This is a genomic window from Chryseobacterium gossypii (assembly GCF_041361455.1).
Lineage (GTDB): Bacteria > Bacteroidota > Bacteroidia > Flavobacteriales > Weeksellaceae > Chryseobacterium > Chryseobacterium gossypii.
Map to the genome: position 1 here is coordinate 87,292 of NZ_JBGCUR010000003.1, position 24,407 is coordinate 111,698.

Consider the following 24,407-nt stretch of genomic DNA (forward strand, 5'->3'; position numbering starts at 1 on the left):
ATTGGGAGCCTTTTTATTACTTTTTGGAGATCTTATATAATTTTCCGCTGTCAGTCACGGCATAGAGATTCCCGTCCGCTCCGTCAAGAACATCCCGGAATCTTTCCTTCTGATCTTCCAGCAGTCGTTCTTCACCCACTACTTTGTTATCTTTCATCACAATCCTGTTGATATGCTCACCGCTTAAGCACCCGATAAAGAGATTTCCTTTCCATTCATCAATATTTCCAGTATAAAAGGTCACTCCGCTTGGGGAAATCACCGGGTCCCAATAGTAAACCGGCTGCTCAGTACCTTCTTTCTGGGTTATCCCTTTCCCCACTTTTTCACCGGAATATTCAATCCCGTAAGTCACATCACCCCAGCCATAATTTTTACCCGGCTGGATAAGGTTGATTTCATCTCCTCCTCTCGGCCCCATTTCTACATCCCAAAGGTTTCCGCTTGGATCTATTGCCATTCCCTGAGGATTTCTTACCCCATAAGCATAAATCTCAGGCTTAAACCCCGATTTGCCGATAAAAGGATTCCCCGGGGCCGGCTTGCCTTCTTTAGTGATCTTTAAGATTTTGCCCAGGTAATTATCTGTTCTTTGTGCATATACCCTGGTTACCTTATCGGACCTTTCTCCTGTGCTTACAAATAAGTTTCCATCCTTATCAAAGGCGAGCCTGCTTCCATAGTGCTTATCTCCGTCATAGGAAGGCTCGGCACGGAAGATCACTCTTACTTCCGAAATATGCTTAAGGTCCGGAGACAGCTTTCCTTTGGCAACAGAGGTCAGGTTACCCTTTCCAAAAGGCTCTGAGAAGCTGAAGTAGATGATATTGTTAGAGGTAAAATCCGGATCAAGAGCTACATCAAGCATTCCTCCCTGTCCTTTTGAATCTACTTTCGGAAAACCTTCAATTTTAGAGATCTGCTTTCCATCTGTAGAAACCACATTCATATAACCTTTTTTATCTGTGATCAGAAATCTTCCATCAGGTAAATTAATAATTCCCCAAGGTCTTCCCAGATTATTACTCAGAACTTCTACCTTATAGGGTGTTGAGGTTTTTACCGCTTTAATTCTCGTTTGTCCCTTGAAAGCCGGCTTGTAATCAGAATTAGGTGCTTTTGTTTCCACACTTCCATCCGTACTCACCTGTTGGGCGCTGACGTTACTTTTTTTGCATGATAACACTAAAAACAAACTCAGGGCCGGAATGTAAAATTGATTGAATTTCATAGCATTAAGGATTAAATGATTGGAAGTATGAATGGAAAAATAATGCCATAAAGCTTGTATTTTAACACAAACGTCAATATTCTTTTAAAATACAAAAGCAGAAACCTTATGTTGATAACATAATATGCATTTTTAAAGAATTTTGGGAATAATTTTAACAAAAGTCCCTGTTATGACTCTTTTTTATTTCATAAATTTGATATATGAATTTCAAACTTCAATCAGATTATCAGCCGACCGGCGATCAGCCACAAGCGATACAGAAACTTACCGAAGGAATAGAAATCGGTGAGAAATACCAAACCTTACTGGGAGTTACCGGCTCCGGAAAAACATTTACCATTGCCAACGTTATTCAAAATGTCCAGAGGCCTACCCTGGTTCTTGCCCACAACAAAACGCTGGCAGCACAGCTTTTCATGGAGTTCAAAGAATTCTTTCCGGAAAATGCCGTTGAGTATTTCGTCAGCTACTATGATTATTACCAGCCGGAAGCCTATATTGCCACAACAGGTACCTATATTGAAAAAGATCTGAGCATCAACGAAGAGGTGGAAAAACTAAGACTTTCCGCCACGGCAAGTCTTCTTTCGGGAAGAAGAGACGTATTGATAGTTGCCTCTGTATCATGCATTTATGGTATCGGAAATCCTACTGAATTTCACAAATCGTTAATTTCTGTTGCGATCGGTGAAAAATTAACCAGGACAGCCTTGCTCCATTCACTAGTTAATGCCTTATATTCCAGAGCATTGAATGAGTTTCAGAGAGGTACGTTCCGCGTAAAGGGAGGTGTCATTGATGTATTTCCCGCCTATGCAGATAACGCGGTAAGGATCCAGTTTTTTGGAGATGAGATTGAAAAGATTCAGAGCTTTGATCCGGTAACCGGTAATGTGACTTCGAATTTCGATCAGATCCAGATATATCCGGCCAACCTTTTTGTAACTTCAAAAGAAACGTTAAACGGAGCCATCAGGAATATCCAGGATGATCTGGTAAAACAGGTAGACTTCTTCAATTCTATCGATAAGCCTTTAGAAGCAAAAAGATTGCAGGAAAGAACGGAGCTTGATCTGGAAATGATAAAAGAATTGGGCTATTGCTCAGGCATTGAGAATTATTCCAGGTATCTGGATGGCAGATTACCCGGCTCAAGGCCTTTCTGCCTCATCGACTATTTTCCGAAAGACTTTTTAATGGTCATTGATGAGAGTCACGTTACCATTCCGCAGGTCCATGCCATGTATGGTGGAGACCGGAGCAGAAAAGAGGCTTTGGTGGAATATGGTTTCCGGCTTCCCGCTGCTATGGACAACAGACCTTTAAAGTTTGAAGAGTTTGAAAGCATGCAGAACCAGGTAATTTATGTCTCTGCCACACCAGCCGATTATGAGCTGGAAAAGACAGGAGGAGCCTATATCGAGCAGATCATCCGCCCGACAGGTCTTCTGGATCCGGTAATTGAAATTAGGCCTACTCTAAACCAGATCGATGACCTGATGGAGGAGATTCAAAAGAGAGCAGATCTTGATGAAAGGGTTTTAGTTACCACCTTAACCAAAAAAATGGCCGAAGAGCTTACCAAATATTTCACAAAATTCGGGATCAGGACCAGATATATCCACTCAGATGTTGAAACTCTGGAACGTATACAGATTATGCAGGACCTTCGTGTCGGACTCTTTGATGTCCTGATCGGGGTAAATCTTTTAAGGGAAGGTTTGGATCTTCCGGAAGTGTCCTTGGTTGCCATTCTTGATGCTGACAAGGAAGGAATGCTGAGAAGCCGCAGATCCATGATCCAAACTGTTGGCCGGGCAGCAAGAAATATCAACGGAAAGGCGATTATGTATGCCGACAAGATCACAAAATCCATGCAGGCTACGCTGGATGAGACCAAATACCGCCGTGCCAAGCAAATGAAATATAATGAAGAGCATGGACTGGTACCTAAAGCCCTAAATAAAAAGATTTCTGAAAGCCTGGTAGGCAGAAGCAAGGATTTCCCGGATGAGAAATACACCCAAAAGGAGATATTGCAAAAAGCGGCAGAAGCCAAAGCCCACTACGGAGGCGAAGACCTGGAAAAAATTATCGAACAGAAACAAAAGGAAATGGAAGCTGCAGCCAAGAATCTTGATTTCATCAAAGCGGCCAAGCTGCGTGATGAGATTGCGGCATTAAAGGATAGTTGATAATTAGTTTCGGCGGCATCTTCGATGCCGCCGAAACTATCATTTAAAACTTATACCTTGTTTTTACAGGCTTAGAATAGTTTATTTCTCCACGGATGGGCGTCAAAAGGTCCATCAGCCCGTTCAGTTTAATTTCATAAATGGTTGACAGCTGCATCCCCAGCTTTCCTTTTGGCATCCCTTTTCTGTAAAACCATTCAAGATAGCTTACCGGCAAATCCGCGAGGATCGTGCCTTCATATTTCCCAAAAGGCATCTTAGCGATGCAAATTTCTTTTAATATTTCAGGGTTTATTCCTTCCACAACTTTATTTTTTTATACCAACAGATCTATATCATTTTCCAGCTCCTCATCTTTATTCAGTAGTTTCAGCTCGTGCGTATCATCATCTGAAAACTCATTTCTGTAAACCTGGATTAAAAGAAGGGTAAGTGAAATCAGGATAGGCCCGAAGATCAGCCCCATGAATCCGAATAGATTCATACCCATGATAATCCCGAAAACAGTATTTAACGGGTGTACATCTTCCAGTTTTTTCAAAAGAGTAAACCGGAGAAGATTATCTGTAAGACCAACAATAATCAGGCAATAGGCCGCTAAGCCGAGACCATGTCCGGTATCTCCTTCAGCGATCATATAGATACATACCGGTACATATACAATAGCAGCACCTACTACCGGGATCATTGATGCCGCTGCTGTTAACGCAAAAAGCAATACAGGGCTTGGTGCTCCGAAAATAAAATATCCTACCAGCGCTACCACTCCCTGACCCAGTGCTACCACGGGGATTCCGATCGCATTAGCCATGATCAGCTTTCTCATCTTTTCTCCGATCAAAGAGACATTGGCTCTCTTCAAAGGGGCGGATGAGGTAAGGATCCTTTCAAAAAGCCTCGGTTTTTCCAGCATGAAATAAAGGATAAAGTACATCGAAATAACTATGGTGAGCGTATTGAAAGTACTGCTAACAGCACTGGTGGAAATTTTCCCTACGGAACTCTTAACCTTATCCATATTTTCCTTACTCAATATATCAAAATTCGTTTTCGAATAGATATAGCTATGTATTTTTTCCAGGAATACATTAAACTTAGCCATATAGGCCTGCGCATTGCCAAGCTTCTGGATCAGGAGATCAGCAATAAAATAAACAGGCAGAATAAGAATGACCAGACTTGCCAACATCAGAACGAATGATGACAGCCATGGCTTCCATTTTCTTTCTTCCTGCAGATAAAAGTTATACTTCCGGCAAACCACATAAATGGTGATCGCCCCTAAAACAGAAGGTATAAAAAGTGCCAGATTAAAACAGATTAACCCTGCCAGCACCAGAATAATAGCAAGCAAAAAGATTTGCTTTATCTTAACGCCGCTGATTTGCTGATCTTTATTCATCATTATTGTGATACATAATTTGTCTTGGTTTCCCTAAAAAAGCGCAATATGCCGAATACATCACCACCATTATAAACGGAGCGGTAACGATAATGCCTATTCCGCAAAAAACAATTCCTGCCACCGATATTAAAAGCCCCAGCAGGGTTGTTCCCAAAAATGTGGTATAGTTTTCTTTAGCGATACTGAATGACTTCCCTAAGGCTTCTGTAGCAGATGCATTTTCAAATAACAGGATAGGATATCCTAACAATAATAGCGGATATACAAAAAAGAACGGAACAAGGCACATCCAGAAGGCTACTGTTGATATCAATCCGGAAAGAACACTATAAATCAATATATTAACAAAATTCTGCCGATACCCGATAAACAAGTCCGAAAACTCGATTGTATTCTTCGTATTGTACTTGTTTACAATATAGATAAGCCCGACATATAAAGGTGCCAATAAGAGCATCAGAATACCGGACAGAGTGAGATACAGTGAAAATCCCGGGGCATTCCAGTAGCTGAAGCTTGAATAATCGCCTGTTTCTCTCATTTCCTCAAAAACAGTATAGGTATCAAATCCACTGATCGAACGGATAATTGCTCCACCAATAATGTAAACGATCATAGCAATGATGGCATACAGAAAAACTCCTTTATACATTTCGAAAGCATGCGAAATAATTGATCCCGTACTTTTTTCCGGGACAGAGCCCTGCTGGTCAAATTCGTTAAATTCAGACATGGTTTAAATTTTTTAATGTTTTATCAAATTTAATTTTTTTTTGATAAAATATACGCTAAAAGGACAATTTTAACCTTTTTCCGTAAAAATGACTTTATAGAGCGAATAAATCATTGCATTCCAAAACGGAAAAGTAAACATCCCCCCCACCAGGAACAACCCGAAGCCAAGATATTTGAAAAGCGTGGCCACCATAACACAAACCAGTATTTCCGTAAAATACATCTTCAGGGCCTTAATATTCAGCGAAATGGCCTCAAATATTCTTTTATCCGTAAAAAACATTAATGGCGCAACAAATATTGTGATGATTACCCAGATGACCGCCAGCAATATCGTAGGGGTCGTAAGCTTGTAAATTAAAGCCCAAAAAATATAATATCCTGCGTACCTGAAAAAATTTGACCCGTTATACCCGGCGAACAGATCCCCTAGCTCGACTTTTTCATTAAGATCGATTTTTCTGAAGATCCGAAACAATCCCAGATTCAGCGGATACAGAAAAACGGTCGTACCTAAAATGGCATAGGTAAATTTCTGATAGCTCTTGGTAGCGCTTATCTGCACCAGCTTTTCCAGATATGCCTGGGTACCTGACCGCAAGGCATCTGCGATCTGCCGGTTCAGCTCCCAGATTCCGTATCGGTCTGCAAAAAAGAACATTGAGGTAAAAAAAACGGCAAAGAAAACGATTGAAAAAGCCAATTGAAAAAACAATGTTTTATTCCAGTAGAAGAAAGCCTGCTTCAATATAAAATCTATTCCTGGTTTCTGAGGATATTTGTTCTGCATTAAAAAAATTTTGTGCAAAAGTAAACATCAATAAGTATTTTTGCCGAATGTTTTCGATGAATCATCAAAAATTTATGGAAATGGATGAACTTTCGCTTCAGAAAGTTCCCTATTTCTTTATTGCAGACTTCCTTGCTGAAAAAGTTGAAATCTATAAGGAAAACGAAATTGAAAAAGAGGGCTTACTTATTGATTTTCAAAACTTTTCAAACACAAAACACAGATATAGCCCGAATAAGAAAATCCGATGGGATTCCTACCCGGAAACTTTAGAAAGCTTCAAAAAGGGGTTTGATAAGGTACAGGAAAATATCAGGCTGGGAAACTCTTACCTGACAAATTATACCAGGAAAACCAGGATTGAAACCAATTTAAGCCTGGAAGAAATTTTTTATCACTCAAATGCGAAATACAAAGTTTTTTATAAAGATTTTTTCGTATTTTTTTCTCCTGAAACTTTTGTAAAAATTGTAGACAACAAAATTTCGACCTATCCGATGAAAGGAACAATTGACGCTTCATTGGATAATGCGGTGGAAATTCTGAAAAATGACAGAAAGGAAAAAGCCGAGCATTATACTGTTGTGGATTTACTCCGGAATGATCTCAGCATGGTTGCAGACAATGTGAGGGTAGATAAGTTCCAGCACATTGATCTCATCAAAACACAGCAAAAGGACCTATATGCCATGAGCTCCGAAATTTCAGGCATGCTGAAACCTGAATTTAACGGAAAAGTAGGAAGTATAATGAAAAGACTGCTTCCTGCAGGCTCAATTTTAGGGGCGCCGAAACCGAAAACCCTTGAAATTATTCTTGAAGCCGAGGGATATGACAGGGGCTTTTATACCGGGATATGCGGGTGGTTTGACGGCCAGAATCTTGACAGTTGCGTAATGATCCGTTTTATTGAAAAAGAAGGAGATACCCTTTATTTCAAAAGCGGGGGCGGAATAACGCATCTGAGTAAACTGCAGGATGAATATCAGGAAATGAAAAATAAAATCTATGTACCAATTCATTGAAAGTATAAAAGTTGAAGACCAGGAAATATTCCTGCTGGACCTTCACCAAAAACGTGTTAATCAAACTTTTGCCCACTTCGGAAAGGAGGGTTCCATTGATCTTGCCAAAATATACAAACATCTGGAGCATGACGAAGACGGGCTTTTTAAATTAAGGATTGCTTATGATCTGGACAAGAGGGTACGGACGCAAATGATCCCTTATGCGATTCCGGAAATTGAAGATTTTCAGCTGGTTGAAAACAACAGCTTCGATTACTCCTTTAAGTTTGAAGACAGAAAGGAATTAGAAGAAATGAAAATGAGATCCAAGGCCGAAGAAATTATCATTGTAAAAAATAATCACATTACGGACACCTCCTTTTCAAATCTTTTATTCCTGAAAGGCAAAGAATGGTTCACTCCGTCAACCTATCTCCTGAACGGGGTCCAAAGACAAAATCTTTTAAAGCATAAAAAAATCAAAGAGCAGGAAATTACATTACAAAACCTTAAAGAATTCTCACATTTTCAGATCATTAATGCCCTGAATGACTTTGATGACATGTTCATATACCCTATTGACAGGATTATCAATCTGCCGGGAGATGAGGAATATTCAGACTTTTAGCTGTCTTTCATAAAGTTAAAATAAGCCTTTAAGACATCGGCGCTATTTTTACCGTAAGTATTCACTTCCAGTATTTTAGGATTAGCATCAGGCTTGAAGAAATTATTCATTACCCTGTCCAGCGTAGCCTCTTCCTCTACCCTGGTATAGGAAAAGCCAAAATGCTTGGCCAGATGCTCCGCGGTTTTATGATGTTTGGTGGCTATAAACTCATCTAAGGTGTTCGGATTGGCATTTCCCGGGCCGGGAATGATTTTGAAAATATTTCCTTCCCCGTTGTTGAAAATGATAACTCTTACAAATGGTGGGATATACTGGTTCCAAAGTCCGTTGATATCATAGAAGAAGCTCAGGTCACCGGTGATCAGCACTGTAGGATTGGCGTTTTTAATGGCAAATCCCATGGCTGTGGAAGTGGAGCCGTCAATACCACTGGTTCCCCTGTTACAGTATATCCTTCTTTTCCCGTAATCAAACAGCTGCGCATATCTGATTGACGAGCTATTGCTGAAATGAATATTATAATTTTCAGGGATGGCCTGTGAGGTCTTATTAAAAAAATAAAAATCCGAAAATTCTACCAGATTGATAAACTGCTGATGTCTGGCATCCTTTTTATCCCTTAAAGTATCCCAAAGATTATAGTAAGCCCTAGGCTCTAAATTAATGAATTTCAGCAACTTGGAAAAGAACTGCTCAGGCTTGGCCTCAATCCTTTCGGTCAGGGCAAAATAAGTATCCGGCTGCCATACTTCATCCAGATGCCAATGCTGTTTCGGACGGGCATTCCTGAGAAATTGCTTTACTTTTTTGGAAACTACATTCTGACCTACGGTTATCAGCAGATCCGGAGCATACTTTTTATAATCCTCTTCCGTAAAATTGAAAATATAGCGGTCAATATGCCTGAAGAATTTTTCATGGTATAAATTGGAGTTCGCTTCACTCAATACCACAACAGAATGATTTTTAACCAGTTGGGAAAGCTGGTTCTCCAGTTCAGCACTATAGTCCCGTGTTCCTACCAGGATCATGATCCTCTGGGAAGTATTCCAGTCTGCCACGAGATTAGAGGGGATGTCATATTCTTTATGTCTGATCGTCTTTTCTACCGTAGGGAATGCAGGCAGTTCCGAAATCAGCTCATAGAGAGGTTCTTCTAAAGGGATATTGATATGCACGGGCCCCTGCTTCTCGAAGCACAGCTCAATTGCCTTCTTTATAGCATCGAAATTAATATCTTCCGCGTTTTCCTTTCCATCCTCCAGAAGCTGGAAGTCTCCATAAGAATGCTGGTGGAAAAGATTATTTTGCCTGATGGTCTGTCCGTCAAAAATATCCACATAATCCGTTGGCCTGTCGGCTGTTAACACCAGAAGAGGCACATTCTGGTAAAACGCTTCAGTGATGGCCGGATAATAATTGGCCGCCGCCGAACCACTCGTACAAGTGATGGCTACAGGCTTTCTTTCACTCTTTGCCATCCCCAGGCCAACAAAAGCCGCACTTCTCTCATCTACAATACTAAAACAGTTGAAACCGTCCACCTCTGAAAAATGGATGGCCAACGGGGCATTTCTGGACCCCGGCGATATAACGATATCAGAGATTCCATACTGCTGGAGCAAATGGGCAAGTATCTGAATACTTCTTTTAGAAGAATATTTTTTCATGCAGCAAATTTACTTTATAAATGTTTAACTCTGAAACCATTCTTCTCTATAATTGATCATTTTTTTCACAATTTCAAAAAGCTCGGGAAGTCTGGCTTTAAACTCATGAGAGGTTTCAAAAAAATGTTCGAGAATCACGGAAATAAATTCATCACTGTTGGTAAAGGCATATTTTCTTAAATATTCTGAATTGTAAACCAGGCTATAGAAGCTTCGATCCTGTAAGATTTTATTGATCTCCCGGTATCCTTTCGCGAAATCACTCTCTGCAACAGTCTGATTATTCGAGTTCTTTTTCCTTGATGAAGACAGGATGGCATGTGAAAACTCGTGGATCCCGAGATTATAATTGTTATTGTCATTTTTTATTCCATCAAAGAAATGTTTCCACGAAAAAACAACAATTTTCAGCCCCGGATTGAACTCTCCCAAATGATCCTGTCTTGTAATGCTTGAAAAATAATAATCCGGATAGACTAAAATTGTATTAAAGCTGTCATTAAGATAGGTGTACATCCCGAAGGTCAGCTGAATATAGCAGGACGCAATGAGTATCTTCTTTTCTTCATCCAAAATCATCCCCTGCCGCCCAATGATTCTGTAATGCTTCAGAAAGCCGGCTACCCTGTCGTCAAAGCTTCGTTGGAAATCAGGCTTCAATCTTCTATAAAAAGCATAATTCCGCCTGATGATAGCTTGCTGATTTTCTGACAGCTTTCTTGAAAAAATTTTATAATGAATATATTGGGGTTTTCTGGAAACCTTTTTTCTCACCTCATCAACACCGTAAAACAAGGAAACAATGAACAGTGAGATGCCGATCTGTAAAGCATTTCTGAATATCAAATACCAAAAAACAGTGAAAGCAACAATTACTATGACAGAACCTTTTGTGCCTGTGAAAAATTTTCTCATTCTAAAGCAATCTGATCAAAAATAATTTAAAAAATGTAATTTAGCAATTCGTTAAATTTCTAAAAATGGATAAAATACCTAGTGTAGACCTGCGTGATTTCCTTTCGGGTGACCCGGAACGCAAACAGAAATTTGTAAATGAAATCGGAAAAGCTTACGAAGAAATTGGTTTTGTTGCTTTAAAAGGCCACTTTCTCGATGATGAACTGGTAGATGAACTGTATGGAGAGGTAAAAAAATTTTTTGATCTGCCTGTAGAAACAAAACAAAAATATGAAATCCCGGGGATCGGAGGACAAAGGGGATATGTAGGATTCGGGAAGGAAACGGCAAAAGGATTCAAAAAAGGAGATTTGAAAGAGTTCTGGCATTTTGGGCAATATCTGCCTGAGAACTCAAAATACAAAACAGAATACCCTGATAACGTGATTGTTGATGAGCTCCCAAAATTTAATTCCGTAGGAAAAGAAGCTTATCAGATGCTGGAGAAGACAGGTAAATATGTTTTAAGAGCATTAGCCCTGCATTTGGGTCTGGATGAATTTTATTTTGATGACAAAATCGCAGAAGGAAATTCTATTTTAAGGCCTATCCATTACCCACCAATTACAGAAGAACCGGATGACGCTGTAAGGGCTGCCGCACACGGAGATATAAACCTTATTACTCTTTTGATGGGAGCTCAGGGCAAAGGACTTCAGGTGCAGAACCATAAAGGTGAATGGATTGATGCTATTGCGGAGCCGGATGAGCTTATGATCAATGTAGGGGATATGCTTTCCAGACATACCAATAACAAGCTTAAATCTACAATCCACAGGGTAGTGAACCCACCTCGGGAATTATGGGGAACCTCAAGATACTCTATCCCTTTCTTTATGCACCCGATAAGTGAAATGCCTCTTAATGGCCTGGAAAACTGTGTCGATGAAAATAATCCTAAATTGTATGAGGATATCACAGCCGGAGAATTTCTGCATGAAAGGCTTGTGGAATTGGGATTGATAAAAAAATAACGGTTCCATTCAAGGTAATAATAAAACCTTATAGGCAAAGGCTTATAAGGTTTTATTTTGATACGTTCTGCCAAAATCTTTTAAAGCCGGAGCAGCAATATATGAATCTCGTAAAAAAACAATAAAAAAAACGTTAAGTTTAAAACATTTTATATATCTTTACTTATACATCAAATTTTTAATTAAAACAGTATGAAAAACTTAAAAAAACTAAGTAAAGAGACTTTGAAAACGATCTCCGGAGGAACTACCATTACTCCTGGCAATGATTTTTGCATGTATTATTGTAATGGCGTTGTCATTTGTGCAACCTGCAGTGATAAATTTACATGCCCGGATAATTCAATGTAAAGGAATTAACTGTCTGAACATTATAAGAAGGCTGTTCCTTTGGGGGCAGCTTTTACTTTAATCAAATAATCTCAGCTGCTGATCCTTGGTTCCGGTAAAGTTTTTAGTGGTAAGCTTCGGAAATTCTTTATCTGAAAAAAACTTTTTTCTTCCTATTTTAAAAGTATTATGGATCATTTCAGCAATATTGCCCTCTCCTTTGTACCTTTCAAAATACCGTTTCTCTCCTAGTTTCCCACCCCGCATAGAACGGATAAGATTTAAGACCTTTTGGGCCCTGTCCGGAAAATGGGTTTCGATCCATTTAACAAAAACCGGTTCCACGGTGTCATTCAGCCTTACCAGAGTATACCCGAAGCTTAAAGCCCCGGCCTCTGAAATTGCTTTTAGAATGTTCAGGGATTCATCACTGGTAAGCCCGGGGATTACCGGCGCCACCATCACATTTACGGGAATATGGTTTTCGGAGAGGATTTCAACGGCTTTCAGCTTATTTTTTGCAGAACTGGTCCTGGGCTCCATCTTTCTCCGCAGTTCTTCGTTCATTGTCGGGATGCTTATGGATACTGAAACCAGATTCTGCTCTGCCATTGGTTTTAAAATATCAAGATCCCTTAATACCAGGGCATTCTTGGTTAATACATTTACAGGGTGTCTGTAATCCAGGCAAACCTGAAGCATCTTTCTGGTGATTTCAAACTGTCTTTCCGCCGGCTGATAGCAGTCTGTATTTCCGGACAGTAAAATCGGAGCAGGCTTGTAGCCTTTTTTCCGGAAAAACTTTTCAAGCAATTCCGGGGCATTTTTCTTCACCATGATTTTCCTCTCAAAATCAACCCCGGCACTGTATCCCCAATATTCATGGGTAGGCCGGGCAAAGCAATAAGAGCATCCATGTTCACACCCCTGATAAGGATTCATGGAATATTCCATTGGCAGATCCTCGCTTTTCACCTGATTTACAATTGTTTTGGGAAACACTTCGGTAAAAGACGTTTTTTCCTGTTCCAGATCCTCATCATCAGGCTCATAGGTATATCTATCGAAACGGTTGATAACGTTCCGCTGAGCTCCCTGACCTTTTATAATATTTTCCTTTTGCATCCTTTTTCAAAATTAGAACCGAATTATTACAAAATAATGAGTTTTAACACTAAAGTTTTCCACAAAAAAAATCCAACACCTTAAAAAGTGTTGGATTTCTGACTTAAATTAAATTAATATATTTTTTTACTACTTCAATGCGTAAAATTCTACTCCGTCATATTCCTCATCCTGATTTTTTCCATCAAAATGCCTGTGATAATCTGTATAGTAATCACTATATTTTTTATCTTTTTTCTGTAATATCTTTTTAATGCCTATTATACTAAGTACTGCCAAAAGACCAACCCCTCCTGCCAGTAATACTCCGACTTCTTTTTTCATATTCTTGTCCGATTTATAATTTCCTTATTGCAAAAAGCATACCCAATATATTTCTAATGATTATAAATTTTGTTAACATTTAAACGGCTTTTTAATGGGGATATGATCATTAAAATTGGATTATTGGTTTAATTCTTGCAGTAATAAAGAAAAATATTATTATGGAAAGTACAGGAAATATAGACAAAATGACCACCCTGACCCAGGTCATGAAGAGATTAGCAGAAAGAGGCATCCACAGGGAATTCAGGATGGATGAAAACCGTGAAATGAAATTTGAAAATTCCGAAAAAAGTTATCAGCCTTCTGAATTGACGATCATAAAAACATACCGTTTTGAAGGACCCAGCAATCCGGATGATAATGCCGTTCTTTACGTTGTAAAAGACAATGCCGGAAATATGGGAATGATCATCGATTCCTATGGTGCAGAAAGCAATTACCCGAAAGAGTTTGACAACTTCCTCAGGGAAATTCCTATTCTGGAAAGTGATGAATTTGATTTTTAAGATATATTGGTCCGGAATTATTCAGTTCCGGACTTTTCTTTCTTTTTAAAGATATTTTTAAGGAAACCTTTTTCCGCCTTTTCCTTCTGAGGCTCGGGCTCATCCTTTTTGTCAGGGCTTTTAATTTCCTGCTTTAGTTCTTCTACCGACTGCTTCACATCTTTAACCTTTGAAACAGTATTTTTAATGGTCTTTTCTGTTTTATCAACATTCCTTCCAATCAAGGTCTTTTTAAGCCCTGCTTCAATACCTTTCCAGAACAAGTTAAAAAAAGACTTTGTAGGATCCCGCTCTACATCTTCCACAGTGACATCCTCAGGCAGATCTCCCGAGTTTGATTTTACCACCAGATTGGCAATGGCCGTCAGAATTCCTTTTTTCTCCTGATTGTTCTTATCTAAAATGGCGACTTTCAAATCTTTATGCTTAAGATTAAAGCTTCCGTTCAATCCGGACGGATTTCCTTTAAAATTAAAAAGCATCTCCTGAATGGTCCCCGTTGCTGTTATATGAAGGTAAGGCCTGATAAAAGGGTTGATTCCCCGGGCAGGAAGATTAACCGTTCTTCCGGAGATCGTAAACACATCATGGTGGTCCGCCACATCAAAATTCCAGTTCACAGACAGAGGTGCCAGGTTCATAAAAGAGCAGTTTATCTTAATATCAACTTTGGTAGGCTTTCCTTTTGCTTTCGCTGAATTAAGGTTTTTAACCGTCATATTAAAATTACTGAACGTAAGTTTGCCCGGTCCCAAACTTTCAGGAGTATCCTCTTCATAAACCAGGACAGAGTTCTTTAAGTTCAGATTATCAATCAGTACGGGGAATTTTATTGAGCGCAGCATACGGGAATACAAAGGCTTTTCTTTGGGATCATCTTTAGGAACTTTACTTCTGAAGATATTAGCATCAGCGGTTTGAATCGTAACCTCTGATGCGTCAATGTATTTATTCTGTGAAAATAAGTCCCAGTTGCCATGGGCTGTAATCTGGTTCGCCTTCAGATCATACAGATCTCTTTCTACCGGTATCATTTTGATGAATTGGGCTCTCGAAACGAGGGGTTTCATTACAAAATTATTGATCCGGACATTATTCTTATCAAGCCTCAAGGGTCCTGTGCTCATAGCATAGAATCGGGTTTTATAGGAAAAGCTTCTGGTTGTAAGAAAATAATCATTTACCTTTACGGCCACTCTCGAATGGGAATTTGAATTTAACTCGATGTTGCTAAATGTCCCGTTCAGATCATTAAAAGCCAAAGGCTGATTTCCTTTATCATAGGTTATGGACGAATTTTTCAGGATGACCTTTCTCACAATAACCGGAAATTTGATCCCCGCCGGAGCAGCTTTTTTAACCGGTTTGTTTACTCCTCCCCTAATGGTTCCCTTAACATTGTTGATCAGAATATCCTTGACATCAAGATTCAGCTTGTTATCTATAAATTCCCATTTATTGATGTTGAAAGCAATATGGCTTCCCACCAGGTCCATTGTTGTTTTTCCTGATACAGAAGTGCCGGGAACTATTGAAATGTCTCTCAACTCCCCACTCTTCGGGTTCAAAGCCATACTGCCGATATTAAAATCCTGATGGTTTGAAAATAGAATATCCTTTCCTGAAAAAAGGAAACTCTTGTATCCTATAGGGATGAATCCCCGTGCTGTTTCCTTGTCAAATCTCAGCTGATTGACGTTCAGGTTAAGGTGCCTGGCGTACAAAAGCTTGTTTCCGTCAGGTTTCATGATCTGAACGACAGCATTACGCAGGCTCACATCTTCCAAGTTCACTTCATAGTTCAGAGGTTTCTCCGGCTTGCGGGGAACCCCATGGGTTGTATATATTAAAAGATTGGGATCCCGAAAGCTGGCATTGGCAAGGGATATTTTATTTTTTTTCAATAAAACATCTTTAAACTCCATTTCCGGGATGGTAAATCTGAACAGCTTCGTCTTCTTCGGGTAAAATTTTTTAAACTGTTCCAAACTTAATAACGGTATCAGCTGAAAATTTTCGACTTTCATCTGCCCGTTTGACGTTGTAATCGTATTTATTTTTAAGGCATAAACGTTATCCGGCCGAAAAAAGAAATTTCTTCCTTTGATGTCGTACCGGTCAAAAACAACGGGAAGCTTATTTTCTACAGACTCTTCCGTCAACTGGAGATTTTCAACAAATAAATCCAGCTGCTGAACAGACAGGAACTTTTGCTTTGTGTGTCTGAAAATGCTGATATTCCCTCTACGGATCCTGATGTTGTCAAACAGAAAAGGATTTCTTTTCTTCCCAGTCCTGTTATCTACCGGTCTGGCAAGAATCATATTCAGATTAGCACCGGACAATAATAAATCCGAAGAGCTGATCTGCTTGTTAAAGATAGCATCATAGATCCCGAGCCTGCTGATCTTAAGCGTATCTATCGTACCCTGAAGGCCTATTACATTTATATTCTGGGGATTTTTGCTATTGACAGAAATGCCTGTTGAAAGTATATTTCCGGTAGTAAGATCCACATCCAGGGTTTTATACGAAACTTTATAGTCTGTATTGTTTTTGATATACTGGGGAAGCCGGGTCTTGAGCCAGATATTTAAACCGAAATTAGCAAGCAAAATGACAATAAGCAAAGCTCCAAGACCAATTGATAATCTTTTAACCCATTTTTTCATAATTGTGATTTGGATAAATATAAGACTATTTTTTTATATCCAGCTCTATCAGATATCCTTCATGTCCTCTTATATTGATAAAATCCCCACTGTCAAATCCCAGGTACTGCCCTTTAATTCCTGTCAGCTTTCCGGTGAATTCCGGTTTTTTGTCTAAGGTAAAAGAATTTACTTTTTCGGGTTTTTCAAAAGGATAATCGAACATCCACAGGTTCTCGCCCTCACTGTAGAACTTCTGGAAATCCTCAGGAAAATATTCCTTGATTTTCTTTTGGAAATCCGCCAGGTCTACTTCATCTTCAAGATCATCCTGTAACATTTTTTTCCAGCTTGTTTTATCCGGTACATGCTGTTTCAGGGCTACCTCTATCATTCCGGCTTCATAGCGGTTTTCAGTTCTGGCAATAGGTAATGCAAATGTTGCTCCCTGATCAATCCACCGGGTTGGAATCTGGGTATTCCTTGTTACCCCCACCTTCACTTCTCCGGTATAAGCCAGATACACCGTATGGGGCTGAAGCTGGATTTCCTTTTCTATCTCCAGATCTCTCTCTTCAATACCCAGGTGAGCTGTTGAAAGCTCCGGACGAATGATGGTATCACTGGCATACGGGCTTTCGAAAAAACAGTTCTTACAAAAGCCCATCCTGTAAATCGGCTTGTTTTCGCCACAATTTACACACTGAAACCCTATATGTTTAATGCTTAATTCTCTCCCAAACAGCTCGTTCATATGAATCAAATCTCCTGAAAGATTAAGATAATACTGGATCGGCTGGTCATTATAACTGATCATCTTTAAAATTTGCCCTTGAAACTGCATAATATTGATATTACTTTTTTAAGTAAATTTAATGATTATATTTTCAAGTAAGTAAATTTCATATTTTTGCGCTAATAAAAAATCACAGATGGTTTATCTTGTTACCGGAGGAAGCGGATTTATTGGTTCTCATTTGATAGAGCAATTATTAAAAAACGGACATTCTGTCATAAACATTGACAACTTTGATGATTTTTACGATTATCAGATAAAAATCAAAAATACCCTGGCGTCTACCGGCAATTTTTCTGATTTCAGATTCTCAGGCAGGCAGGCAGATATCCAAGAGCTCATTTCAGTAACAAAATCATCGAATTACAGCCTGTATTATCAGGATATCAGAGATAAAAACGGGCTCAGGCTTATTTTCGGAAACCATCATATTGATATGGTGATCCATCTCGCGGCTTTGGCCGGTGTACGCCCTTCTATAGAAAGACCGCTGGAATATGAAGAAGTAAATGTACGCGGAACGATGAATCTTTGGGAGCTGTGCAGGGACTTTAATATCAAAAAATTTATATGCGCCTCTTCTTCAAGCGTTTACGGCAACAATGAAAAAACCCCTTTTGCGGAGTCCGATAATGTGGACAACCCTATTTCACCTTATGCGGCAACCAAAAAATGCGGGGAGGTTTTAGGCCATGTGTATCATCATCTATATAATATTGATATGATCCAGCTAAGGTTCTTCACGGTATACGGGCCAAGGCAAAGGCCTGATCTTGCCATACATAAATTCACCCGACTTATCTCCCAAGGACAGGAAATCCCATTTTATGGAGATGGGACCACAGCCCGCGACTATACATATATTGATGATATCATCGACGGCATTGTAAAATCTGTCACATATCTGGAAAATCATTCCAATGTGTATGAGATCCTTAATCTGGGGGAGAGCCAGGTAATCACCCTGTCTGAAATGCTTTCCACTATTGAAAAGGCTATCGGGAAAACGGCCCGTAAAAAAAATCTGCCAATGCAGCCCGGGGATGTCCGGAAAACCAATGCGGATATTACTAAAGCCAAGGCTTTAATTGGTTATCAACCAGACACAGACTTCCAAAATGGCATAAAAAAATTTGTGGAATGGTTTTTGAGAAAATGACAAACAAGCGGTTGCAGGCAGGCTGTGGCAGGGTCTGTAACGAGCGGCAAATAAAAATTAATAAAAAGAATTGAAAATCAGCTATAAAAAAGTTTATTATATAACCTATTTTTATACTTTTGCAAAAAATTAGAAAATTATGTACTGGACATTAGAATTAGCTTCATATTTAAGTGACGCACCTTGGCCAATGACAAAAGCAGAACTTATTGACTATGCAATCAGAACTGGTGCACCTATGGAAGTAGTAGAAAATCTACAGGCCATTGAAGACGAAGGAGAAATCTATGAATCTATTGAGGAAGTTTGGAGTGACTACCCGACGGATGAAGATTTCCTTTGGAACGAAGACGAATATTAATTGAAGTGATAAGCTTTAGGCATTGTGCTTAGAGCTTATTGCCCTTTTTAAATATAAACATTCACACGATAGGCGTGTCATTAAAAACGCTTAAAGCAATCGTTTTAGGCATAAAGCAAAAAATTTATGAGTTTTTTAAACAAAGTTCTTAAGGGGTTTTTGGGAGACAAGAAAGCGCAGGACCTAAAAGAAGTAAAAAAAGTTGTAACAAAAATCAAAGCTGTTGAGCCGGAAATCCAGCAACTGTCTGATGATGGCTTAAGAGAAAAAACCGCTGAATTCAAAGAAACTATAAAATCTGCATCCAGCAAATTAACAGCTCAGATAGAACAGATAAAAGAGCAGATCAAAGGTTTAACGAACGTTGATGAAAAGGAAGCTCTTTTTTCAAAAATAGAGTCTTTAAAGAAAGAGTCATATGAAATCGAGGAGAAAGTTCTCGGCCAGATCCTACCTGAAGCTTTTGCCCTGGTAAAGGAAACGGCAAGAAGATGGGCTGAAAACGGGGAAATCCGTGTAAAAGCCACAGACTGGGACAGAGAGCTTGCTGCAACTAAAGATTTCGTTGAAATTCAGGGAGACACAGCAGTTTGGAAAAACTCATGGGATGCCGCCGGTACCGCCGTGGTCTGGGATATGGTGCACTACGACGTACAGTTTATCGGTGGGGTCGTTCTTCACAGTGGTAAAATCGCCGAAATGGCAACCGGGGAAGGTAAAACCCTGGTAGGTACACTGCCTATCTATCTAAACGCACTTCCGGGAAGAGGAGTTCATGTTGTAACGGTGAATGACTATCTTGCCAAAAGGGACTCCGCATGGATGGGGCCGCTTTATCAGTTCCACGGACTATCCATAGACTGTATTGACAATCACCAGCCTAACTCGGACGGAAGGCGGAAAGCATATAATTCAGACATTACCTACGGTACCAATAATGAATTTGGTTTCGACTATCTGAGAGATAATATGGTAACCTCTCCATCAGAGCTGGTACAAAGAGAGCTAAACTTCGCCATTGTGGATGAGGTAGACTCTGTACTGGTGGACGATGCAAGGACTCCGCTGATCATTTCCGGCCCGGTTCCACAGGGAGACAGGCAGGAATTTGACATACTTAAGCCTTCCATTGACAGAATCGTTGAAGTTCAGAAAAAAACGGTTTCAGCCATCTTCAATGAGGCAAAGAAGCTGATCGCCGCAGGTAATACCAAGGAAGGCGGGTTTAAGTTGCTTCAGGCATACAGAGGTCTTCCAAAGAACAGACAGCTGATCAAATTTTTATCGGAAAGCGGAAACAGGGCATTGCTTCAAAAAGTTGAAGCCCAATATATGCAGGACAACAACCGCGATATGCCGATTGTAGATAAAGATCTCTATTTTGTAATCGACGAGAAAAACAATCAGGTTGATCTTACCGACAAAGGTGTCGACTACATGTCCCAGGGAAATTCTGACCCCAATTTCTTTGTTCTTCCGGATATCGGAACTGAAATTGCAGAACTGGAAGCCAAAAATCTTTCCAAAGAAGAGGAGTTTGAAGCTAAAGAAAAGCTTTTCGCTGAATTTGCGGAGAAATCTGAAAGGGTTCATACCATGAGCCAGTTGCTCAAGGCATATACATTATTTGAGAAAGATGATGAGTATGTGGTGATAGACGGTGAGGTAAAGATTGTTGATGAACAGACAGGTCGTATTATGGAAGGCCGTCGTTATTCGGATGGTCTTCACCAGGCGATTGAAGCGAAAGAGAATGTAAAAATTGAGGCCGCAACCCAGACCTTTGCTACGATTACACTTCAAAATTATTTCCGTATGTACAATAAGCTTGCGGGAATGACAGGTACAGCTGAAACAGAAGCGGGAGAATTCTGGGAAATCTATAAACTGGATGTTGTGGTTATCCCTACCAACCGTCCTATCTTAAGACATGACAAGCAGGATCTGGTTTATAAAACTAACCGCGAAAAATACAATGCCGTAATTGAAGAAGTTGAAAAATTGACCGCTGCGGGGAGACCCGTTCTTGTCGGGACAACCTCTGTTGAAATTTCCCAGCTGCTTTCAAAGGCACTACAGTTAAGAAAAATCCCACATCAGGTATTGAATGCTAAGCTTCACAAGAAAGAAGCAGAAATCGTTGCCGAAGCCGGTAGACCCGGAGTAGTGACCATTGCCACCAATATGGCAGGTCGTGGTACTGACATCAAGCTTACCAAAGAGGTAAAAGAAGCAGGAGGTTTGGCCATTATCGGTACTGAAAGACACGATTCCAGACGTGTAGACAGGCAGCTTAGAGGTAGGGCAGGCCGTCAGGGAGATCCGGGAAGTTCCCAGTTCTATGTATCGCTTGAAGATAACCTGATGCGTTTGTTCGGTTCGGAGAGAATTGCCAAAATGATGGACAGGATGGGCCATAAAGAAGGTGAGGTGATCCAGCATTCCATGATCACCAGATCCATTGAAAGGGCTCAGAAAAAAGTCGAGGAAAATAACTTCGGAATCAGAAAGAGGCTTCTTGAGTATGATGATGTAATGAATAAGCAACGTGACGTTATCTATAAGAGAAGGAAGAATGCCCTGTTCGGAGATCATTTGAAATATGATATTGCCAATATGATCTTTGATGTGGCCAATTCTATTGTTGCCAAAGGAAAAGCATCCGGAAACTACAAAGATTTTGAATTTGACATTATCAAGAGTTTCACTATGGAATCTCCGATTTCCGAAAATGATTTCAAAAATAAAAATATCCAGGAGCTTACCAATATTCTTTTCAAGGCTGCCCAGGAGGATTATCAGATGAAGCTTAATCTTTTGAAAGAGAAATCGTTCCCGATCATTGAGAATGTATACCTGAACCAGGGCTCCATGTTCAAAATGATTCAGGTTCCTTTCACGGACGGGCATAAAACAATGACTATCGTTACTGACCTGAAAGAGGCCTATGAAACTCATTGTGAAAGCCTTATCAATGATTTCGAAAAGAATATCACACTGGCCATCATTGATGAAAACTGGAAGCTTCATTTACGTGAGATGGATGATCTGAGAAGATCTTCACAGGGAGCCGTTTACGAGCAGAAAGATCCGCTTGTTATCTATAAGCAGGAATCTTTCCACCTGTTTAGCGAGATGATTGACAAGCTTAACAAGGAAATAATTTCTTTCTTATATAAAGGAGAAATTCCCGCTTAATAAATAATTAATACATAAAAAAAATCCGCTTTGGCAATGCTAAAGCGGATTTTTTATTAACAAATTCCGCCAATATGACAAAAATCAATCTTGTTATTTATTTAGAATAATTAAAAACAATATATTTGCAAAAAATTGTTTTCATGAGAAATGTACTGATCTGTGCCTCATTATTGGGTTCTATGCTAACGTTTGCACAGGAAAAAGATTCTACCAACACCAAGAATATTGATGAAGTTATCATCAACACTTATATTAAGAAAGATTCTGATTATTCAAACAAAATGCCTTTAAAGGCTATTGAAGATCCGCAGGTGTATTCCTCAATAGGTAGAATTGCATTAGAGAATCAAATGGTATATTCTGTTGATGATGCATACAGAAATGTTACAGGGTTACAAACCATGTGGAAGTCTACAGGAAGGTCAGGAGATGGTGGTGCTTATGTTAATTTAAGAGGCTTCATTGCCAATAATTCTTTAAGAAATGGTCTTGCCGGACCTGTAAGCGGGGCAATCGATGCTGTAAATTTAGAAAGGCTGGAGGTTCTTAAAGGTCCTTCCGCAACCTTATTTGGAAGCCTTTTGACGAGCTACGGCGGAATTATCAATCGTGTTACTAAAAAGCCTTACAGTTCATTTGGCGGAGTGGTAAGCTTATCCGGTGGAAGCTATGATTTTTACAGAGCACAGGCGGATATAAATACACCCCTCACTAAAAATAAAAAATTACTTTTCAGGATTAATACTGCCTATACAACTGAAGGAACCTTCCAAACGGTCGGAAGAAACGACAATTTCGCATTTGCACCTAGCTTGACATATAACATAAATGACAGATTAAGCATCAATGTCGATTATGAAATGTTCAACAGTAGAAACCAGATGAACCAAATGTTCTTTTTCTACCTGCCAGCTTCTGCTATGGGAGCAACAAATATGAAGGAACTGGAAAATATGGGATTAAATTATAAAGAATCTTACACGGGTAAAGGCCTTTATAATACAGGAAGAACAAATAATTTGTTTGGACAAGTAAATTACAAAATCTCCGATAACATCACATCTTCTACCAATGCGAGCTATTCTTCCAGCTATTCCGATGGGTTCGGACCATACTTTTATTTTTCTCCAAAATCGGCTACAGATACTCAATTGGGATTAATGAGAGGAGATCAGTCTACCGTAGATAGCAAAAAAAGATACCTGGAAATTCAACAGAATTTTAATGCTGATTTCAAAATAGGAAATATGAGAAACAGAACGGTTGTTGGTCTTGATTTCCTAAGAGTTAAAGATGATCAGATGTTTATTTTTAATGGAAATTTTGATTGGGTGCCATTTAGTGGGGCCGATTATACCACAATGAATAATAATACTGTAACGGCAGAGTATGCCAATTTGATGAATAACCCTAATTTTAGCGCCAATAATACTTACCCTACGACTGGAATTACAAATACTTACAGTGCCTATATTTCCAATGTTTTAACACTTATAGAAGGATTAAATTTCCTTGCTGCGGTAAGATTTGACAATTATGATTTTAAAGGTGGGAAACTTGGACAAAGAGATTCACCTGCATATACTCAATCTGCATGGTCACCAAAATTTGGGCTTGTTTATGAAATCATAAAAGATAAATTTTCAGTTTTTGGGAATTATCAAAACAGTTTTAAAAATCTTGGTTATTTTACTAATGTCGACAATCAAAACATCCTTGCCAAACCAGAACACGCCAACCAAATCGAGGGAGGAATCAAGGCCAATCTTTTAAAAGGAAAGATTACATCTACAATAAGCTACTACAGTATTAAGGTTGATAACACGTTAAGACAGGTTGGCTATTTAGGATCAACGGCTTTGCAGGCTCAAGAAGGATCTCTTACAAGTAAAGGAGTTGAAGTGGAAATAAATGCTTATTTGGTAAAAGGATTCTCATTAATCGGAGGATTTAGCTATAATGATTCGAAATTCACAGAGGCTGATAAAGATGTTTTAGGAAGAAGGCCAACTACAGCTTCATCTCCGTATCTGGCCAATTTTTATGCAAGCTATCAATTTATGGATGGAAATCTTAAAGGTTTCGGAATAGGGATAGGGGGTAACTATGCAAGTGATAATAAAATTTTAAACTCTGAAACAATGGGAATATTCACTTTACCTTCCTACTTTGTATTAAATGCAAATGCTTTTTATGATGTAAAAAAATTCAGAATTGGGGTAAAAGTAGATAACTTTACCAATGAGCATTATTGGATTGGATATACTACGGCAAATCCACAAAAATTGATAAGTGCAATAGGAAGCATTACTTACAAATTTTAAGTATAAAAAGCTGATCATAACGGTTAGGT

General features: G+C 39.3%; 21 protein-coding genes. 10 read left to right on the top strand and 11 right to left on the bottom strand.

The genetic code is table 11. The features are described 5' to 3' along the window. Positions 1-16 precede the first annotated feature (16 nt). Positions 17-1,231: a PQQ-dependent sugar dehydrogenase gene (locus ABMQ40_RS03635; RefSeq protein WP_370896649.1), complete on the bottom strand. Its 1,215-nt coding sequence runs from the start codon at positions 1,229-1,231 to the stop codon at positions 17-19. Between the two features lie 203 nt (positions 1,232-1,434). Between ABMQ40_RS03635 and uvrB the strand changes: the two genes are divergently transcribed. Continuing rightward, complete coding sequence (gene uvrB / locus ABMQ40_RS03640; RefSeq protein ID WP_370896651.1) at positions 1,435-3,429, top strand: excinuclease ABC subunit UvrB; 1,995 nt, start codon at positions 1,435-1,437, stop codon at positions 3,427-3,429. A 43-nt stretch (positions 3,430-3,472) separates the two neighbouring features. On the opposite strand, the gene ABMQ40_RS03645 is transcribed toward uvrB, so the two are convergent. The 4 genes from ABMQ40_RS03645 to ABMQ40_RS03660 form a co-directional block, all read right to left on the bottom strand. Further along, positions 3,473-3,724, bottom strand: a complete 252-nt coding sequence (locus ABMQ40_RS03645; protein WP_370896801.1) for a DUF3820 family protein — start codon at positions 3,722-3,724, stop codon at positions 3,473-3,475. Positions 3,725-3,745: 21 nt separating this feature from the next. Continuing rightward, positions 3,746-4,834: an AI-2E family transporter gene (locus ABMQ40_RS03650; RefSeq protein WP_370896653.1), complete on the bottom strand. Its 1,089-nt coding sequence runs from the start codon at positions 4,832-4,834 to the stop codon at positions 3,746-3,748. After that, the gene (locus tag ABMQ40_RS03655) at positions 4,824-5,567 is read right to left on the bottom strand and encodes a beta-carotene 15,15'-monooxygenase (RefSeq protein WP_370896655.1); all 744 of its coding nucleotides are present in this window, start codon (positions 5,565-5,567) and stop codon (positions 4,824-4,826) included. Before ABMQ40_RS03655 ends, ABMQ40_RS03650 begins: the two co-directional genes overlap by 11 nt. A gap of 69 nt (positions 5,568-5,636) precedes the next feature. Next, on the bottom strand, positions 5,637-6,359 hold the full coding sequence (locus ABMQ40_RS03660) for a hypothetical protein (protein ID WP_370896657.1): 723 nt from the start codon (positions 6,357-6,359) through the stop codon (positions 5,637-5,639). Between the two features lie 47 nt (positions 6,360-6,406). Here ABMQ40_RS03660 and ABMQ40_RS03665 point away from each other — a divergent pair, with 47 nt between their 5' ends. Both ABMQ40_RS03665 and ABMQ40_RS03670 read left to right on the top strand, forming a co-directional pair. Next, positions 6,407-7,384, top strand: coding sequence for an aminodeoxychorismate synthase component I (locus ABMQ40_RS03665; RefSeq protein WP_370896659.1), 978 nt, complete (start codon positions 6,407-6,409; stop codon positions 7,382-7,384). Continuing rightward, positions 7,368-7,994, top strand: a complete 627-nt coding sequence (locus ABMQ40_RS03670) for an aminotransferase class IV (RefSeq protein WP_370896661.1) — start codon at positions 7,368-7,370, stop codon at positions 7,992-7,994. The genes ABMQ40_RS03665 and ABMQ40_RS03670 overlap by 17 nt, the downstream gene beginning before the upstream one ends. Here the strand turns inward: ABMQ40_RS03670 and menD are convergent. Together menD and ABMQ40_RS03680 are read right to left on the bottom strand one after the other, a co-directional pair. Further along, a complete protein-coding gene (gene menD / locus ABMQ40_RS03675) occupies positions 7,991-9,667 on the bottom strand; it encodes a 2-succinyl-5-enolpyruvyl-6-hydroxy-3-cyclohexene-1-carboxylic-acid synthase (RefSeq protein WP_370896663.1) in 1,677 nt (558 codons plus the stop codon). The genes ABMQ40_RS03670 and menD overlap by 4 nt on opposite strands. A gap of 24 nt (positions 9,668-9,691) precedes the next feature. After that, positions 9,692-10,582 (bottom strand): zinc-dependent peptidase, encoded by an 891-nt coding sequence (locus ABMQ40_RS03680; protein WP_370896665.1) that lies wholly within the window; start codon positions 10,580-10,582, stop codon positions 9,692-9,694. A 65-nt stretch (positions 10,583-10,647) separates the two neighbouring features. Here ABMQ40_RS03680 and ABMQ40_RS03685 point away from each other — a divergent pair, with 65 nt between their 5' ends. After that, the gene (locus ABMQ40_RS03685; RefSeq protein ID WP_370896667.1) at positions 10,648-11,598 is read left to right on the top strand and encodes an isopenicillin N synthase family dioxygenase; all 951 of its coding nucleotides are present in this window, start codon (positions 10,648-10,650) and stop codon (positions 11,596-11,598) included. Between the two features lie 192 nt (positions 11,599-11,790). After that, the gene (locus ABMQ40_RS03690; RefSeq protein WP_370896669.1) at positions 11,791-11,949 is read left to right on the top strand and encodes a bacteriocin-like protein; all 159 of its coding nucleotides are present in this window, start codon (positions 11,791-11,793) and stop codon (positions 11,947-11,949) included. A 57-nt stretch (positions 11,950-12,006) separates the two neighbouring features. Here ABMQ40_RS03690 and ABMQ40_RS03695 read toward each other — a convergent pair whose 3' ends face one another. Both ABMQ40_RS03695 and ABMQ40_RS03700 read right to left on the bottom strand, forming a co-directional pair. Further along, positions 12,007-13,053, bottom strand: a complete 1,047-nt coding sequence (locus ABMQ40_RS03695; RefSeq protein ID WP_370896671.1) for a PA0069 family radical SAM protein — start codon at positions 13,051-13,053, stop codon at positions 12,007-12,009. Positions 13,054-13,182: 129 nt separating this feature from the next. Further along, positions 13,183-13,377, bottom strand: coding sequence for a hypothetical protein (locus ABMQ40_RS03700; RefSeq protein ID WP_370896673.1), 195 nt, complete (start codon positions 13,375-13,377; stop codon positions 13,183-13,185). A 161-nt stretch (positions 13,378-13,538) separates the two neighbouring features. Here ABMQ40_RS03700 and ABMQ40_RS03705 point away from each other — a divergent pair, with 161 nt between their 5' ends. Continuing rightward, complete coding sequence (locus ABMQ40_RS03705; RefSeq protein WP_370896675.1) at positions 13,539-13,886, top strand: hypothetical protein; 348 nt, start codon at positions 13,539-13,541, stop codon at positions 13,884-13,886. 17 nt (positions 13,887-13,903) lie between these two features. Here ABMQ40_RS03705 and ABMQ40_RS03710 read toward each other — a convergent pair whose 3' ends face one another. Together ABMQ40_RS03710 and ABMQ40_RS03715 are read right to left on the bottom strand one after the other, a co-directional pair. Beyond that, a complete protein-coding gene (locus ABMQ40_RS03710; RefSeq protein WP_370896677.1) occupies positions 13,904-16,558 on the bottom strand; it encodes an AsmA family protein in 2,655 nt (884 codons plus the stop codon). Positions 16,559-16,583: 25 nt separating this feature from the next. After that, a complete protein-coding gene (locus tag ABMQ40_RS03715; RefSeq protein ID WP_370896679.1) occupies positions 16,584-17,381 on the bottom strand; it encodes a DUF2797 domain-containing protein in 798 nt (265 codons plus the stop codon). A gap of 88 nt (positions 17,382-17,469) precedes the next feature. On the opposite strand from ABMQ40_RS03715, the gene ABMQ40_RS03720 reads away from it, so the two are divergent. From ABMQ40_RS03720 to ABMQ40_RS03735, 4 genes are all read left to right on the top strand, one after another. Next, positions 17,470-18,492 carry a GDP-mannose 4,6-dehydratase gene (locus tag ABMQ40_RS03720; protein WP_370896680.1) on the top strand — a complete coding sequence of 341 codons (1,023 nt, stop codon included), beginning with the start codon at positions 17,470-17,472 and terminating at the stop codon, positions 18,490-18,492. A gap of 139 nt (positions 18,493-18,631) precedes the next feature. Then, positions 18,632-18,853, top strand: coding sequence for a DUF2795 domain-containing protein (locus tag ABMQ40_RS03725; protein WP_002662059.1), 222 nt, complete (start codon positions 18,632-18,634; stop codon positions 18,851-18,853). A gap of 126 nt (positions 18,854-18,979) precedes the next feature. Next, on the top strand, positions 18,980-22,051 hold the full coding sequence (gene secA / locus ABMQ40_RS03730) for a preprotein translocase subunit SecA (protein WP_370896692.1): 3,072 nt from the start codon (positions 18,980-18,982) through the stop codon (positions 22,049-22,051). Positions 22,052-22,194: 143 nt separating this feature from the next. Beyond that, positions 22,195-24,378, top strand: a complete 2,184-nt coding sequence (locus ABMQ40_RS03735; protein WP_370896694.1) for a TonB-dependent siderophore receptor — start codon at positions 22,195-22,197, stop codon at positions 24,376-24,378. The last annotated feature ends 29 nt before the right edge of the window (positions 24,379-24,407 follow it).

Excerpts from the sequence above, each read along its gene's own strand:
- ABMQ40_RS03635 (WP_370896649.1), bottom strand. The coding sequence starts at position 1,231 with ATGAAATTCAATCAATTTTACATTCCGGCCCTGAGTTTGTTTTTAGTG.
- uvrB (WP_370896651.1), top strand. The coding sequence starts at position 1,435 with ATGAATTTCAAACTTCAATCAGATTATCAGCCGACCGGCGATCAGCCA.
- ABMQ40_RS03650 (WP_370896653.1), bottom strand. The coding sequence starts at position 4,834 with ATGATGAATAAAGATCAGCAAATCAGCGGCGTTAAGATAAAGCAAATC.
- ABMQ40_RS03655 (WP_370896655.1), bottom strand. The coding sequence starts at position 5,567 with ATGTCTGAATTTAACGAATTTGACCAGCAGGGCTCTGTCCCGGAAAAA.
- ABMQ40_RS03660 (WP_370896657.1), bottom strand. The coding sequence starts at position 6,359 with ATGCAGAACAAATATCCTCAGAAACCAGGAATAGATTTTATATTGAAG.
- ABMQ40_RS03665 (WP_370896659.1), top strand. The coding sequence starts at position 6,407 with ATGTTTTCGATGAATCATCAAAAATTTATGGAAATGGATGAACTTTCG.
- ABMQ40_RS03670 (WP_370896661.1), top strand. The coding sequence starts at position 7,368 with ATGTACCAATTCATTGAAAGTATAAAAGTTGAAGACCAGGAAATATTC.
- menD (WP_370896663.1), bottom strand. The coding sequence starts at position 9,667 with ATGAAAAAATATTCTTCTAAAAGAAGTATTCAGATACTTGCCCATTTG.
- ABMQ40_RS03680 (WP_370896665.1), bottom strand. The coding sequence starts at position 10,582 with ATGAGAAAATTTTTCACAGGCACAAAAGGTTCTGTCATAGTAATTGTT.
- ABMQ40_RS03685 (WP_370896667.1), top strand. The coding sequence starts at position 10,648 with ATGGATAAAATACCTAGTGTAGACCTGCGTGATTTCCTTTCGGGTGAC.
- ABMQ40_RS03690 (WP_370896669.1), top strand. The coding sequence starts at position 11,791 with ATGAAAAACTTAAAAAAACTAAGTAAAGAGACTTTGAAAACGATCTCC.
- ABMQ40_RS03695 (WP_370896671.1), bottom strand. The coding sequence starts at position 13,053 with ATGCAAAAGGAAAATATTATAAAAGGTCAGGGAGCTCAGCGGAACGTT.
- ABMQ40_RS03700 (WP_370896673.1), bottom strand. The coding sequence starts at position 13,377 with ATGAAAAAAGAAGTCGGAGTATTACTGGCAGGAGGGGTTGGTCTTTTG.
- ABMQ40_RS03705 (WP_370896675.1), top strand. The coding sequence starts at position 13,539 with ATGGAAAGTACAGGAAATATAGACAAAATGACCACCCTGACCCAGGTC.
- ABMQ40_RS03710 (WP_370896677.1), bottom strand. The coding sequence starts at position 16,558 with ATGAAAAAATGGGTTAAAAGATTATCAATTGGTCTTGGAGCTTTGCTT.
- ABMQ40_RS03715 (WP_370896679.1), bottom strand. The coding sequence starts at position 17,381 with ATGCAGTTTCAAGGGCAAATTTTAAAGATGATCAGTTATAATGACCAG.
- ABMQ40_RS03720 (WP_370896680.1), top strand. The coding sequence starts at position 17,470 with ATGGTTTATCTTGTTACCGGAGGAAGCGGATTTATTGGTTCTCATTTG.
- ABMQ40_RS03725 (WP_002662059.1), top strand. The coding sequence starts at position 18,632 with ATGTACTGGACATTAGAATTAGCTTCATATTTAAGTGACGCACCTTGG.
- secA (WP_370896692.1), top strand. The coding sequence starts at position 18,980 with ATGAGTTTTTTAAACAAAGTTCTTAAGGGGTTTTTGGGAGACAAGAAA.
- ABMQ40_RS03735 (WP_370896694.1), top strand. The coding sequence starts at position 22,195 with ATGAGAAATGTACTGATCTGTGCCTCATTATTGGGTTCTATGCTAACG.